The following is a 16265-nucleotide window of genomic DNA, read 5'->3' as shown; positions in this document are numbered from 1 at the left end:
GTGGGGTTTGTCGCTAAAGGCGATTAAAGGCTATCACTATTCTTTATATTAACGGCTGTAGCTGATTGGGGCGGGCGTCCATTTTTTGCAGTGTCTGCACAATACTTCACCTGTAAGCAGATTGGCTATTCTGCCTCGTAAGTGCTCGCCATCAAAAATAACATACTGGCAATGGGTGCAATTTACCTCGGGTAAGGGCTGCTTTATAGGGGTAATATTATTGCCCTGTTGTTTCATCCTTCACCTCTTTGTATTCGTCTGCTAACTCAAAACGGATGCCGTTATCACCAGGATACTCGCTACTGTGATCAACTTGGCCGGTAAATATCTCATCGGGTATGCGCTGGGTAAACGCATCACAGGCGTGTGCACCCCAATAGTGTTTGCATGTTCGGCACTGGTTGCTTTGGCTCATTCATCCCACCGCTGGTAGTTTTTGAGGGTTTCAGTATACGCTTTTACAATACTGGCGGGTAACAGATTTTCGCGGCCCATAGCCATAAAAGCGGTGACCTCGGCAAATAGTTCGCTGTGGTTAGTGGCGCCGTACTCTGATACGGCAAACCAGTCTACATCGGTAGCGCCCTGCGCTATGAGTTGGCGCTGCCAAAGCTCGGGAATGTTTCGCCCCTGGTAATATAAAACATGCCCTGCCTCGTGGGCGGCAACGGCAAACACGGGGTTGTCGGCTATAGATGAGGCTGACCAGCGTGTGGCCGCGGCTAATTTCTCTCTGTTTTTTATTGCTACATTGCGTAAGTGGCCATCATTGCTAGCTATACGTTTGTCGTAAGCTGCTAGCTCTTTGTCGCGCTTAGCCAAGTAGGCCAAATGCTCTGCTGGCTCGTTTTTGTAACCCTTAGTAATATAAGATTTTTTAAAAAACAACTCATCACTTTTGGGTGTCCACTGCGTCCGTGGGTGAGCATACCCCCCTACAGCACCTTTGGGTGCGCGAGCAAACCACTGTATGCGCCCCACGCTGTTATTGAATAAGCCCAGCACTTTGTCTATGCCTGCAGCTAACGAATAAGCTGAGGCTGAGGTGATGCCGTCGACATTAACCAACCCTAGCGCATACTGGCTCAAATGGCTGCGCAATTGTTCGAGGCTATTTTTGAACGGAAGCGTGGCCCTGGCTGAAAAAGGGTTAATGCTGGCGGCGTCGATAACTTTGCGCGCCACCGCGCCCACCTCACGCGGTATGTTGGTAAAGGTGGTGGTGTTTACCCCTTTGCCTAGGTAGCGGTTTTTCAATACGCGCCACGGCGTTTTAATTTCGTTGTTAGCAAGCACGCCTGCTGCAAAGGCGCGCTGCTTATTAACACCCAGCACACCCGCTTGTACGTTGTAAGGTTGTGTAGCTAGCCACTCGCTAGCACTCTGCTTGCCAGCCTTGTCGGCCTCGCTCACTTCGTCCTCAAACACGGCCACCTCATAGCTTATGGTGTTGGGGTGGGCGGGCCATGGGCTTTTTCCCTTGGGGTAAACGCCAGCACCTAAGCCGTAAATATTAGCCTTGGCGTGTAAATCACAAATATCGGTTTCGGGGTGGTTGGGGCTAAGTAAAAAACGAGTGCCTATAACTCCCTCAACATCAAAGGCGGCATTTTTAAACGCGGTGCCATGAGCGCGGTTAATTTCGGTGCGGAATACGCGGCGAGCATTATGGTAGGCGCTGCCCTCACCGGTCATTAATTGTTGGCCTAATACCCGGTTAATTTTACCAGCCTGGGCCTGCTCCATTTTGCTGTTTAGGGCGGCTGGTACCGGCTCACCCGTGCGCAAAAACTCCTGTGCGGCTTCGCTGGCGCTTTGCCCTTGTATGACGGCGTTTTGAATGGCGCGGCCTACCGCCTCTTTGGCGCTATTGTTAACGCGCCATAGGCGGTCAGATAGTTGTAATCCATCGGCGGCCACAAAGTTGCGTGCCACCTTTACCGCCTCTTTTGCGGCTGCGCTTACCCGTCTAACGCCTAGCTGCTCGGCAAATGGATCTACCCCTAAAGCGGCTACCTCTTCCATGCGCTCAAATAGGGCTGTGTCTTGTGCCTGGCGCAACTGTTTTAATATCCGCTCACTATCAGCTAAAAGGTTGCGCATAGCGGTTAAACGAACACTGCCGCTGCCGTCGGCATAGCTATTAACTTTTGCGCGCAACTCGTCCACGGCACGCTGATAAATGTTTTTTAGGTCGTTTAGCGCTGCGCCATCAGCAATGGTGGTTTGCGCTTGAGCGGCTTGGGTGGCGCGTTTTATTTTTGCCTTGGTGGCGAGTCTTATGGCCATTAGCTACTAATCACCCACAGAACTTCCTCGCCTTTATCCAGGGCGCGCTTAACCAGCTTAAATAAATCGTCACTGGCGCGCCCCCACACCTTGCCCTGGTGGTTGGAGTGGTACGCACAAAGTGGGCAGCCGGCAGTGTCGTCTACATCATTACCCCCGTGGGGGCGCACACCGGTGAAGCGCACGCCGTCACGCACTATGCTGAGGTCGTCCTGGTTGTGCAATAGCAGCATGTCTTTTTGCCAGCGTGTACTGCGAGTAATTGATACGTTATAGGCGCCCTCAGGTATGCAGGTTTGCCCTGGCACTTTAATACCAAAGGGCTGTTTTTTATCCTCTAACACCCAGCAAAAACGCTTACCGCCATTAATAAATAGGCGGCTCTCGGTATAGTTGGGGGGGTAGGATCTCAGCTGGGTAATTATCATCTAGCGCCCTCCCATAAACCCTTTAAGTATACCGGCAGGTGCCACAGAGCCTAACGGCTGGCCGATAGAGGCCGCATATCGCGCTTTTTTCTCGTCTGTGCGCAAGCCAAAATAGCCGCGCAATAATATGGTAGGCGTGGCTATAAGGGCGGTGACCAACTCCCAGTTATCACCCGCGCTTTTTAAGGGGTTGTCGCTCATAGCAACAGCCCACGCAACCGAAAGTGAAATAGGGATAATTGAAACCACCACCGCCCAGGCCATCATTAAAGCTATGCGCGGACGTAGTGTGCTGCCTTTGGCGTCGGCTTCGGCGTTGGCTTGCTGCACGCTAGACCAGGCGTTAACCTCGGAAATCTTAAAATCAATTTCTTTTTCGTAAATGCTAGCCTGCACCTCGGCTGGTAGGGTATCAACCGCCGCTATAACGTCGCGGCCTGTAGCTTGGTTGCCTAACTTTTTATCGTCGGGCAAAAACTTGTTAACCAGGCCTACCGCAGCACCAACACCAGGGTTAACGGTGGCGGCCACATCCAGCGCGGCAGAGAGTATTGTCTTTAGGTTCATGGCTTACGTCCTCGTGTTAATGGTGGTGGCGCTTTCACCCTTGCGGCCGTTGCCGGGCGTAACATTTACAGTGGCGTTGCCGCTTTTGGTTTGGTCGTCGTCCTCTTTGTCATCGTAAATATCGGGGTAAGGATCAGCTTTGTTGAATTGCTCTTCTAGTTTGGCTCTTACCTCTACCGGGTCAGCCCCGGCGGCGGTAAACACCATATCTTGAGGAAAGCCCAGGGCTTGTAATTTAAGGGCGTAATCAGCGCGCTGGTTACGGGTTTCTGTTTTGCGCTCGGCAAACACTACGCTAAAGTCGTAAGCCAAGGGGTTTACACCGTGTAATAGCAGGTCTAAATAAAAACCACGCTGGTAAACACCAGATTGCACATCCTGTGCGCCGTCTATCTCTTCGTAGTAGTCACGCTTTAAATCCTCTAATACATCGCGCGGCAGGTCACCCACATAGCCAAATAGGCCTTTAGGTGCTGGGGAGCCCGAAAAAAAGGAATCTATTAATAGCTCCACATCGGCTATTTGCTCTAAATTGGCATCGCCGCTAATGGCTGTTACTGTGCCCTCGCCCGATACAAAAAAATCTGTGGGTATTTCGCCCGATTCGTTGCGCACTTTTTCCTCGTAACTTTTTGCAGCCTCGGGCGTCATGCCGCGCAAATTGTGCGATAACTTCTGGGGCGCGCGCACCCGCCGCCTAATAACTAGATCCTCTTCGGTCATCATTAATTTTTGCCACACTGGGCGCGAGGCATCCAGGTATGGCCTGCCCATGGCCCCCAGATCATCGTAGTTGTCGGGATCTAGGCGGCCTATGGTTAGGCCCCATGAGGCAAATTTAGCAACCACCCGCGAGCTCATAATGTCTAGCTGGTGGTAGGCGTTGTTGTGATCTTTAAAGCGCCCGCTGCCATCCACTTGCGGCACAATGGTTTCGGATGGCATGCGTACGCCAGCACCTATGCGGCGCTCGCCGTTGACCTCTTCTAGCACCCATTGCAACGCTAGGTTTCCCTCCATCACACAGCCGCGCGCGTCACTTTGTAATTTCTCCCTGCTGTTTAGCTCTAGGCGTTGTACAAAATTTTTAAATAGCCGTATAACGGTGGAGTTTTCTTTGCCCCCCCAATGCAGCTTTAAGCCGCCCTGGGTGATATCCCTTGCCATTTTCTTATGAATTTTTTTAACTCGGCCATCGGCCTTATCCATGTGGCGAATGTCTAACACGGTGGCGCGGCGGTTAAAGTCTACGTTCATTTGCTGGTAGAGATAGCGCTGGCTGTTTTCGGGCGTGGCTACTTTTCCTGCTGCGTAATCTCTAGCGGCGTTGGCCTGTAGGGCTTCGGCGTGTAATGCCCCTAACTCGCCGCTGTCTGTGCGGGCGCGCCCTAAAAAGGCATCAATTTTTTTTGCAATTTTGTTAGCCATTTAGGCCTCCCAGTTGGCGCAGGTTATTGCTGCCTAGCAGCTGCTGGCGAGTTCGTTCTAAGGTGTTAATTTCGGTGGCATAGCTGCTTTCACCGCGGGTGACCAGCGCCCAGGTGCCAGCCATGTCGGCATCAAACAAATCGTCACCAATAAGTTTTTTTACCATCTCATAGCTGTTATAGCTGCCGTTTTTTACGGGTGTTTGTTTAATGTTAATTAGTTGTTTTTGGAGGGTGCGCATATCGTCGACAAGCGGGTCGCCGCCCTCTTCGTTGTCGATGTAGGGCAGTACGGCAAAGCCATTTTGGTAAGTGGCGCGCACGGCCTGCGCCATTTGGTGTTTAATCATGCCCTCAAATCGTAGTGGTGCAAAAGCCCAGTCCGTCCAGGTGCTGGCGGTGGATTCGCCACCGCCCACAGCCATGCGGGATATGGCGGTTAGCCCCTCAGTAAACAGCCTGTCGTTTAGCGCGGTAAGCAGGCCTATGCCAAAGGCGTCGCCCATGGCGTAATCGGGCATAAAATAACGCCATAGGCTTACCAGGTCGTGCAGTATTATTTTTTCGTCGGTACCTGGCGGCCATGTTTTGCAAAATATGGTGGCTATGTGGTTGCCTATCATTTCTTTAACCACCAGCGCTGAGCGCGACGAGCTCGCCGCCTCACCATGGCCGGTGTGGTCGTAACCAAACGATAGCAGGCCGCGCTTTTTGTAAACCGCCATTATCTCTGGCTCTACTAGTTTTACACCAGCCATGAGGCCGCGCTGCAGCGCCTGCCTTACCCATTTTTCCCAAATCAAGTTTTTGGCTGCTATGTTTTGGCATAGCAGCTGCCGTATATACTCTTCGCTAGATAGCTGACCCTGCATTAGCGTCATAAAAGACTCTTTAACCACGCCCAGCTCTATACCTGTGTAGCAATCGACCACGGGTAGAACATGAAAATCGCCAGAGTCGATTAAGTCTGAAAGCGTATCAGCCCCTTTGAATACACCGGTAATGCGAATTATTTGATCGTTAACCGAATCTTTATCAGCCCCCAGCCTGTCGGTTGCCCCCATGGTGAGTAAGAACCGTGAAAATAAGCGCTCTTGCGGTAAATCGTCCACCTCTTCTATGCTGGCAATGGTTAAATCGTCGCCGTCCACCTGGCCCATAATGCCGTAAGCCTCGGCTTGCGAGCGGTTGGCAAACTGATAGTAACTATCGGCCATTTGTTTGCGGCCACCTTTGGTGTTGATAAAGTTTGACAATATGGGGGATCGGCGAATGGCATCGGTGTGGTAATTTAGATTGGTAATACTTTGGCTTTCTGTAGGGGCGATAATGCCTAGCGATTGGTCGGCGTTACAGGCCATGTACTCTAAAAACCATAGCTCTTTTGTGGATGTTTTACGGGTACGACGGCACGAGTAATCAACGGTAAATAGGTGTTCGTCCATTTCCACCATTTTGAGCACTTGCATGGGGTCTAGGTCGGCCCCGTGTATATGTTTATGCCATAGTGGGTGGTTGCCTTTGTAGCGCAGCACCTCGCGCTCGGCAACATTTTGCAGCTCGGCGCGCTGGGCGGCATTAATCCGGGCTGACATCGATTACCCCCTCGTCATCGTCCAGCTCTTCCTGTTGGTATTCCTGCAATACTTTATCGTTAACCAGCCGAGCTTTGCCGCGGCTAACCAGACTTTTAAGATGGCTAACCTGGTCTAGCATTTTTTGCTGGTAATCAGCCGAGCGTTCTTTATCAACGGCATCACCAGCCAATTGGCCGGCCATGATGTTTTGATCAACGTGTATTTTGGGTGTTAGGTTTAGGTCAGATAAGGTCATGCTGTTTTTTTGCATAAACTCCATCATTAGTTTAAGCAAGGGGTGCGCCTTTACATCCATGATGTAAGCCTCCCTATCCTTGCTGCGCGGATCTTTTACAAAACTAATATCGCCATCTTTAGAACTTACATACGCAGGCGAGCGCAGCGTAGGGCCGTCGTTAATAACCTCCTGCATCATGTCGCCCAGAACGGCGGTTACAGTGGCCTGGTTAACTATATGTATATCTTCCAGGTGTGATGGGTCACCCGACTTTACGGCGGCCAAATACTTAAGCATTAGCTCTGAGCGGCGCAGGCAAGCTGGTTGCTGGCGGCAAAAATCATGATCTATATCGCAGGTTTTGCAGTGTGCGTACTTGCCAGGCTTGGCTGGAAAGGCAATTGCTGTTTTAGCATGAGCGCCATTTTTTAAGCCGTTAAACCGTATGCGCAGCATTTGCTCGGCTGTGGGGTAGCCTTCGAGGTTGGCGCTAGCTGCCGCCTTGCCCTCAGGGGTTTTAGGGCCGGTGGCTTTTACATGCGCCTGGAATAAGTTTTTTTCCCACCAAATTTGACTGAGCTCTGCCCCGCATAATTCGCAGTCGCAAAAATACTCATAAGGGAAGGCTAGCCCGGGCGCATCAACAACACGGCCAGGCTCCGACTTAAACGTATGCTCACAATCCGTACAGCGAAAAGTCACCATGCGGTCTGCTGGGTTGTCTGTAGCAATAACTGAAGGGTTCGCCATTAGACCATTGAAGCAATCAACAGGGCGACATAACAAGGGGGGGAATTGTCGCAAACCTCAATAAAATCAAGGGTTACGCAGCTTTTTTAAACCTCACAGGGAGGGCTACCACCAAGGTTTTAATGGTTCGCAGTAAGGAGGGCTCGGGGTACCATTCTACACTGCATCATCCCAGCACCAACAAAACTCCTTTAGAGCTAAGCTAATGCAACGCGGGCTCGGACCCGGTTCGACCATTTGTGCTTACAGCACAAAGGGAACGAGGAGCGTAGCGACGATGCCTCGTTAGAGGTCGTAGCAGCCTCAAGCTGCTACGATTAGTCCGCCCACGAGCAGCGCGCACCAAACTCAATTAGAACTCCACCTAAAACAACTTCCAGTACCAATAAAACTCCTTAATAACTACGCTAATGCAAAGCGGGCGAGATGGCCAAAACATTGCGCGGGCCACGCTGACCCGGTTCGACCGTTTGTGCTTACAGCACAAAGGGAACAAGGAGTAAAGCGACGATACCCAAAGTATTTCATGGGGCACGCTGAGCCCCGAAGGGGTTAAAACAGCATCAAGCTGTTTTAATTACAAAATGCGAGAGCATTTTGGTCGCCTGTTCTTTAAAGGCGCCTCGTAGAGGTCATAACAACCTCAAGTTGTTATGACCAATCCGCCCACTGGCACCACTCTTAATCTTTGCCCAATATCGAAGAGCCCACAACACCTTACTATGAAATCGTTTTATCCGGACAAGCGAAAAACACCATCGTGTCCGACCACTTGCACTCACAGCACAAAAAAGCGATAAACGCTCCACAGAATACAATCACCACAAAGCGCTTACCCCCCCATTAAGCAACCACCCAACATTAAAAACGAAAAAATTGAACACCTATTAATAAATCTTGGTGGCCAGTTTTAAAAGAAAGGTCGTGATACGCCACAACTTGCTGCTAGCAGCCTTGACATCACAAGACGCTAGCAGTCTAGTGGCAAATCCTTTGGCCATCTCCAGCAGCAATACTGACCGTCTGTAGCGCCTCAAAAACTGGTGAAGCCCATTAATTCAACATTACAAACACTCACCAGAAAACACTCTGAGTAAAGCAAACACTTAATAGATATATTTAACCGAAGCACCTGCCCACTTGGGCTTCCCTTGTGCCTCCTCGTTACACCCGCAGACGGTAGACAAATCGAAGCCTATAACATTGTAACGCTCATCAGTTACGTTTTTAATAAAAGTCGACACGATCCAATTGCCCTCTGAGCTAACCCAGCTGGCGCGCACATCTGTCACCGTCCAGCTATCAAACTCGGTTGAGTCAAAGTTAGATAAATTTGAGTATATGCTCGACTGATAACTACTATTTAACTGCAGAGATAGTTCACCTTCAAAAACATCCTCTATCGTATAATTAATAAAGGCTGAAAATGATTTTTTAGGCGAGAATGTTGGTGTAACATCAACTAATATTGAACCATCACCAATAAGATTTAAATCTTCAACGTTCGCGTCGATATATGCAGCTGTTAACATGACATCAAGATTATCTATTGGCGATGTAATTACCTCCACCTCCACCCCTTGCACAGTGGAATCATTATTGGTGATAACATTAGCCAACCCCGTCCATCTGGCAGCCTGGTAATCTTTATAATCATAGTAATAAGCCGCGCCATTAATCCGAACTGTATTCTCTAACCACTCACTTTTAATCCCTAGTTCATAAGCATGAAGCACTTCTTTTTCATAAGGTGCTAACTCAGGCGTTAGAGCGTGATCACCAGAGTTGAAGCTTCCGGCCTTAACACCACGATTAAACCCTGTGTAAATCAGCATATCGTCATTAACCTGCCAATCTAATTGTATTTTACCCGTCCATAGATTTTCACTATTGTCATCTTCGATATGATTTTCAAATACAGCAGGTGAACCTCCATCGCGATCGGGAATTTCCCAACCATTAGGATCAACGTTAGGAATAGTAAAGTAGACATCAAAGGTATAATCTTTGGACTCGTTAGTTCCACGTAAACCTGTTGTTAACTTAAGGGTTTCTGTTAAATCGAACTCCATCTGACCAAATATCGAATAAGATTTCGTTTCTAAATATGAAACCCTAGGCTGCTCAAAATCTGCAGGAAATCCTGAAGAAGAGTTTTTTAGTGCACTTAAGCCACCAATACTTAACGCATCAATATCTAGGTAAAATAAACCTACCATCCACCTCATTCCATCGGCTTCAGAGTCGCCACTTAACCTAAATTCTTGTGTAACAGAATCTATATCGGCCTCACCAAGATAAGTAAATTGACTTTGCGGGCCAGCATCTAAGTCAAGCGTAGTAAACTTATCATGATGCTTGAAATCTGTTATCGCCGATAATGTCATCCCATCTGGTAATTCAAGATAGTAATTGACGGTACCACCATAGGTCTTATAGGTATTTATATCATCAAAAGCATAATCACTTGAAGTCGTGAAATCATTACCATCAGGATCTAAATATCCGTATAAGGTTCGACCAGCAGGCCGTACATTATCACTATCGCCATCTAACCAAGCATCTACCCCCACACCATTCGGCCCAATAATTTCACGGGTTTCATTAGGACCAATTCTGAATGTATTAAGAGTATTGCCATTAGCATCAACCTGGGCAATAGTAGGAGTTGCTTGATAGGGACCTGTTGACTGTTTAGACTCTGAATAAAAACCAATCAGACTTAAATCCGAATTATCATTAACAGCAGTAACTAACTGTCCCCTAAGCGCCCAGCTTTCATCGCCCCCCAAATCATCGCCAGCACCAGGTAAATCAGCACCGCCGTTACTTAATGGCGCGGCACCATTACCACTGGTAGTATAAGTTTTTTGAGGGTAGTCATTCTCTAAATAACCATCATATTTAGATGTAAACCCCGATAATCTGTAAGAAATATCATCGGTTACAGGGCCAGAAATAGCTGCTTCAATTCGCTTTTTATTATAATCACCCACTTCAGCTTCGATATAACCACTTAACTCCTGGGTTGGCCTATTACTTATGTAATGCACTAAACCACCCGTGGCATTACGGCCAAATAAAGTACCTTGCGGCCCTTTTAATACTTCTACCCGTTCTATATCAAAAGTTGCAAAGATAGAGCCTTGTTGAAAAGATACATAGCCTTCATCTATATAAACAGCATTTGGTGATTCAACGTGGTCATTAAAGTCATTTTGAGTAACACCACGAATAGAAAATTGTTGTTGCTGACCAGCAAAACTACCAGACAGAGACACACCAGGGGTGAAGCGCGCTATATCAACACTATCACCCACACCTAACTTCTCCAGTTGATCAGAAGTAAATGCAGTCATAGAAATACCCACATCCTGTGCCGATTCAGCTTGTTTCTGTGCTGTAACCATTACCTCTTCAAGCAGCGATGCGGAATTTGAATACTGACTAAACCCTATAAGCGATGCCACGCAACAACATAAGGCCTTCTTAACAAAAACGTGATTTTCTTTTAATCTAGATACATGATCTTTATTAATACTTATATTTTTATACATAATATTATCCCTAAATAAACCATTAACATTAAACTAAACAACAAACACAACTACCCACAAAAAACTTATACAACGACAGTCCTTTCACGAAAACATGAAAGAGAAAAATAATAGATAGAAAATGATAAGATCATGGTTACAATCGCTGCATACTGACTTAACCATATTGATGAGTTCATCAAAAACACACCAGTTAACGAAGGTATAACCCAAGCCATTCTAGAAAAAAGCCCAACTGAAAGGCCTGTTTTAATAGCAAATCGACTTACTATACCGTTAACAACGCCATACATAATGACGGATAAAACTAAGCCAATCAGCGTATTCGCTGAACCATAGTTAACCGCTAAAGTAGCGCTTATTAGCAGCCATATCATTGCGCTGCAGAGCGACCACCACGTCATTGTCAATGAGCTTTTATTCATCCTAGCGTGCTCTGGAACCGCTGAGTATGAATAGTCTGGATCTACTTTATTATCTGTTATTAATATAGCCATAATAAGAACCTACTTATTGATGTTATTTTTTTTATTCACTTTGAGGTATAAACTGTTATGGCGCATAATAAAAAGTAGTAACCCCGCATAAGGCAACAAAACTGCGTTAACTTAAACAGTACGCGCTGCCACATGCTAGGCATATAATCTGCAGGGTTATTATTTATGCACCATTCAATATTGTGATTTTATTCATTTTGAATTAAACGATAGCAATTGGACTCTTCCAGCTGTGCCCGCCAACCAGGCCGAACGACTAATGTCATGGTAGGCTCCTCGATTAACGCAGGACCTTGAATGCAATCTCCGGCCTTCAATAAAGGTCCCTGATAAACTGGCGCATTCATCCAGCCCCCGCTATCGTCAAACAACATATCGCGCGGACCTATAAGCGCTGCCGAACAATCACCATTACCCGGTACAATCTTCGGCTGGGCTGGCTTGGCCACATGAGCAGTCATAGTGCTTTCTAGATTGACCAACTCCACCGGATTCATCGGCTCCGCATAGGAGTACAGACTTTTGTGTCGATCATGAAAATCAGCCAGTATTTTATCCAAACCTTTATCATCAATTTTGTCACTGCTAATATTGACCGTGCATTCATGAATTTGCCCCACGTAACGCATTTCCATGCTACGCGCAACGGTAATATCAGCTTCTTTGAATCCATCAGACAAAAGATTCTCTCGACCTTGCTTTTCTATATTCAGAAAACTTTCATTCAAACTATTAATGTCAGCGCCCGTATCTAAACGCATAGGGTTTGTTGCCAAATAGTTATACTTAACATCAGAAATAGTCTGACCAAAGGCACACAAACCTGAAGCCACCTTTGGAACTAATACTTCTTTAATGCCGATTTCTTCAGCCAGGGCAGCTATATGCATACCCGCGGCTCCACCAGCACAAACTAGGGCAAAGTCACGCGGATCATAACCACGCTCAATAGAAACACGCCGTATGCCGTTTACCATATTAAGATTAACAATCATGCTTATACCGTAAGCAGCTTTTTCTACAGTAATACCCAACGGGTCAGCAACGTGCTCGCGGATAGCATCTTCAGCCGCCTTACGATCAAGTGATATGGTGCCGCCTAAAACCGCATCGGGGTTAAGGTAACCCAACACTAAATTAGCATCGGTTACTGTGGGCTTAGTGCCACCCTTGCCATAACAAACAGGTCCAGGTGTAGCACCGGCACTTTCTGGCCCTACTTGTAACATCCCGAATTCATTGACCGAAGCTATGGAGCCGCCACCAGCACCCAGTGTTTCAACTTGAATCATAGGCACGCCAATTCGGTAACGCAGAAAGTCTATATTTTTATTGAGATTGGTTTGTCCTTCATAAGTCAGCGTGATATCGAAAGACGTTCCCCCCATATCGACGGTGATAATATTGTCAACACCAAAGGGCGCCGCACTAAAAAGACCAGCCTGCGGAGCAGAAGCAGGGCCAGAGTTAATCGCATTAACCGCACGGCCTCGCATAGCACTGCCAATCGCTAAACCACCATTGGACTGAAAGTAGCGCACGGGATACTTAGCACCAAGGCCGGAAAAGAAATCATCAATTTTCTCAACATACTTAGCCATTACTGGGCTTAAATAAGCATTGATAACTGTAGTAGAGGTTCGTGTGTATTCGCGCACCTGAGGATAAACTTCACTTCCTGTGCAGATAAAAACACCCGGCAACATTTCTTCGAGAATCGACTTAGCGCGCTGTTCATGCGAAGGGTCACGTACTGACCACAAAAACGAAATAGCCACGCTTTCAACGTTTTGCTCTTTAAAATACTGTCCTGCTTCACGAATAGCTTGTTCATCCAGAGCAATTTTTTCACTGCCATCAGACAAAATTCTACCCTCAATTGGACGACGAAGGTGACGAGGCACCAACATCTCAGCAGGAGGATAGCTAGCGTCATAACGATAGCCTTCTTCTTTATGACCTAAGCGAATTTCAATACTGTCCTCGTGACCGCTAGTACAAAGCAAGCCCATTTTTACGCCCTTTTTTTCAATCAGGGCGTTAAGTGCAACAGTAGTACCATTTATACATAAATCACATTGAGCGATAATATCCTCAATGCTTTTATTTATATCTTGGCTAATTTGCTCAAGCCCCGCGCGAATTGCACGCGTGCCATCCTCGGGTGTGGACGGGCTTTTATATAACCGCACACCACCATCAAGATCTGCCAAAACAAAATCTGTAAATGTGCCACCTGCATCGATGCCAAGACGATATTTACTACGCATATTATTTACTCCTAAAATTTCAGTCTCGGACAACTAAGCCCGCTTACCCAGTTTTATAGTGGCCGCTTTATCAACAACTAGCGAGACGGGATCAACAACTAAGCCATAATCTTCTGCCGCGCCCATGATAGTCACCAAACCATTTTTTATATCCAGTAACACTGCCTTTTCTGGGCGTTCAAAAGGATTTCCGAAGCCGCCACCACCAGGGTTATAATTGGCAGCACGCTCACCAGGCTTGATTGTCGTTATGACATTTTCACGATGATCTTTTTTACCATCAGCACGAGTAACTTCTAGCCGACCTAGCTTTGGTTCAAGCAGGCCGTTCACTGCACCAACAGCTCCCATAGTGGCTAACTGGCGCCCTTCGCCAAAACCAATTACAGTCATCTCATGGTCGATAGGCTCTACCTCCCAAACTGTGCCACTCCCTCCGCGGTAATATCCAGCACCACCGCTATCTTGAATCAGACCGTAGCGATGGATGATGATGGGGTATGAGTATTCGAGCAGCTCAACATCGCCCGAGCTCAATGCACCAAAACAACTTAATGGCCCGCAAGAATGCCAACCATCCATATTTTTAGTAGCTCCGGCGCCCGATATAACCGAAGCCAACACCATGGTGACGTACTCCTCACCTGAACGATTATCTTTGCCGGTAATATTGATGCCGCTGGCATGTCCCCAAGAAGCGGCGACACGATCAGGTGCCGCCTGCTCTAAAGCTACACGCACCGCATCAGTAAGCGTTTCCATAGGGGTAGTCGTACAGTTAACGTGAGGAGCTGGTTCCTGCGCATTACAGAGCGTGCCTTTAGGCCCTAGATCTACCGTTACACAGCGATAAAGCCCTTCGTTATAAGGTGGCGGCACTTCAGCAAACATCATCAAGCCAAGATAAATACCCGACATGGTATTACCTTCATAGGAATTGATGAAATAAGGGACTTGAGGGGGGCTTTGCACCGCTATATGCACTGAGTCTCCTACTACTTCTATCTCAGTTTTAATGGTAAGTATGCCAAAACCATGGCCGGCATCTTCTAAATGCGCCTCGCCGCTGTAGACTCCATCCGGTATCGAACTAATCAACGCTCGCATATGGCGGTCAGCCATATTTTTTAATTCTGCAATACAATCACGAACTGTTTTTACGCCATATTTATCTAACAGGGCCATTAAGTTGCGTTCGCCAACACTGCAGGTACCAAACTGAGCATTGAGGTCGCCCTCTTGATCACGTCTAGCTCGCATATTGGTCAACAAAAGGTTGATCACATCTTCACGTCGCTCACCTTTATCCCATAACTTAACCGGAGAAATTCGTAAACCCTCTGCATAAATCTCTGTAGCATCTGGGTTATATCCGGCAGGCACTGGTCCGCCAATATCAGTGAGGTGACCTTTACATACAGTCCAGAACACCAGCTCACCTTGATAAAAAACCGGCTTATACATGCAACAATCTAAAATATGGCTACCTTTATAAGCAGGATCATTGTGATAGATTACATCGCCTTCATGAATATCATCACCAAAGTACTCAACAATGGCTTTCATTGCAGGTATTAATGACCCCAAATGAATGGGAATATCTTGCCCCTGTAAAACCATTTCAGGTAAATGATCAAACAGCGCATTACTATAATCATGCGCCAAATTAAACACACTTGAACGCCCTGTTTTCTCTAGGGTCATGGTCATTTCCCGCTGAGTGGTCTCTAAAGCACCACGAACCACCGCTAATGTTATCGGGTCCACTACTGGATCACTTGTTGCGCCTGAGCGATTAGACATACTCTTACTCCTTTTCACCTTAATACAAAAACTGTTTCTGAATCATTAAATCTATTATCTTCGAAACACCCGACATGATGATTTAATATACGTATGATTCGATATTTACTATTGCCCCAGAGTGATCAACTTATTGTTAATTTGCGCACATAGAGATAAATTAATAAAAAAGACTTATTAAACTTAATTTTTATATACTCTTTTCAATAGCAATATTAAAAATATCGCATAAAGAGAAGCGAACTAAAGGCCAGTGAGAGAAGTAAAAATAAATTTTATAAAAATAAGAAAATAAATAGATAATATTGACACGACTAAAAACAAAACTTTGTCACATTAAATAAACATCAACAACCAACTATTCTTTAGAAAAAGTTAACCAAACAGTAAAAACCCCCATCAAGCCACCAAAACACCCTAAAAAAACAGTCCATAATGAAGCAACAACAATATCAGGTAGATTTAACCCATCAGAAGGAAAGCTACCCGTATAAAATATGGCCAACATCATTGATACTCCGTTAAAATACGGTAATGTTCCACGCTTAAGATAATCTGATAAGTTTATGATATAAGCCATAAATGCCACCCCCAAAAATAGCGCTACTATAGACGAAATGTCAGACTGACTGATCAAACTAGGTAAAAAATCGAAAACAGGTATCGATAACAAGGTTATAGCTGTTAAAACAACCCCTAAAGAAAAGGTAGGAATTATTAACTTCAAGCAAGAAACATTAGCACCAAACAAAAAAAATTCTGACCAAACAATAAATGAACACCACAAAGCAAAGCTATACTCTCCTAGCCATAAAGCCAATGGCATCACTATCGCCACAGTAATCGCAATAGCCAGCCACAT

12 protein-coding genes are annotated in these 16265 nt (G+C 46.5%); all 12 read right to left on the bottom strand.

Going from position 1 to position 16265, the window contains the following annotated elements:
* Positions 1-217: 217 nt before the first annotated feature.
* Positions 218-415: a hypothetical protein gene (locus NO559_RS07715; protein WP_258331234.1), complete on the bottom strand. Its 198-nt coding sequence runs from the start codon at positions 413-415 to the stop codon at positions 218-220.
* Positions 412-2289 (bottom strand): hypothetical protein, encoded by a 1878-nt coding sequence (locus NO559_RS07710; protein WP_258331233.1) that lies wholly within the window; start codon positions 2287-2289, stop codon positions 412-414. Before NO559_RS07710 ends, NO559_RS07715 begins: the two co-directional genes overlap by 4 nt.
* Positions 2289-2717: a DUF5675 family protein gene (locus tag NO559_RS07705; protein ID WP_258331232.1), complete on the bottom strand. Its 429-nt coding sequence runs from the start codon at positions 2715-2717 to the stop codon at positions 2289-2291. The genes NO559_RS07710 and NO559_RS07705 overlap by 1 nt, the downstream gene beginning before the upstream one ends.
* Complete coding sequence (locus NO559_RS07700) at positions 2718-3284, bottom strand: hypothetical protein (protein WP_258331231.1); 567 nt, start codon at positions 3282-3284, stop codon at positions 2718-2720.
* Positions 3285-3287: 3 nt separating this feature from the next.
* Positions 3288-4712 carry a hypothetical protein gene (locus NO559_RS07695; protein ID WP_258331230.1) on the bottom strand — a complete coding sequence of 475 codons (1425 nt, stop codon included), beginning with the start codon at positions 4710-4712 and terminating at the stop codon, positions 3288-3290.
* Positions 4705-6306: a hypothetical protein gene (locus NO559_RS07690; protein WP_258331229.1), complete on the bottom strand. Its 1602-nt coding sequence runs from the start codon at positions 6304-6306 to the stop codon at positions 4705-4707. Before NO559_RS07690 ends, NO559_RS07695 begins: the two co-directional genes overlap by 8 nt.
* On the bottom strand, positions 6290-7276 hold the full coding sequence (locus NO559_RS07685) for a hypothetical protein (RefSeq protein ID WP_258331228.1): 987 nt from the start codon (positions 7274-7276) through the stop codon (positions 6290-6292). The genes NO559_RS07690 and NO559_RS07685 overlap by 17 nt, the downstream gene beginning before the upstream one ends.
* A 1106-nt stretch (positions 7277-8382) precedes the next feature.
* Complete coding sequence (locus NO559_RS07680) at positions 8383-10833, bottom strand: TonB-dependent receptor (RefSeq protein ID WP_258331227.1); 2451 nt, start codon at positions 10831-10833, stop codon at positions 8383-8385.
* Between the two features lie 65 nt (positions 10834-10898).
* Positions 10899-11330, bottom strand: a complete 432-nt coding sequence (locus tag NO559_RS07675; protein WP_258331226.1) for a hypothetical protein — start codon at positions 11328-11330, stop codon at positions 10899-10901.
* A gap of 188 nt (positions 11331-11518) precedes the next feature.
* The gene (locus NO559_RS07670) at positions 11519-13633 is read right to left on the bottom strand and encodes a hydantoinase/oxoprolinase family protein (RefSeq protein WP_258331225.1); all 2115 of its coding nucleotides are present in this window, start codon (positions 13631-13633) and stop codon (positions 11519-11521) included.
* The gene (locus NO559_RS07665) at positions 13634-15403 is read right to left on the bottom strand and encodes a hydantoinase B/oxoprolinase family protein (RefSeq protein WP_258331224.1); all 1770 of its coding nucleotides are present in this window, start codon (positions 15401-15403) and stop codon (positions 13634-13636) included.
* A gap of 358 nt (positions 15404-15761) precedes the next feature.
* Positions 15762-16265, bottom strand: coding sequence for a DUF1097 family protein (locus NO559_RS07660; RefSeq protein WP_258331223.1), 504 nt, complete (start codon positions 16263-16265; stop codon positions 15762-15764).

Origin of the sequence: Dasania sp. GY-MA-18 (assembly GCF_024734385.1) — a bacterium.
Lineage (GTDB): Bacteria > Pseudomonadota > Gammaproteobacteria > Pseudomonadales > Dasaniaceae > Dasania > Dasania phycosphaerae.
Note: the sequence above shows the minus strand (reverse complement) of the source record. Positions and strands in the feature narration are given on the sequence as shown.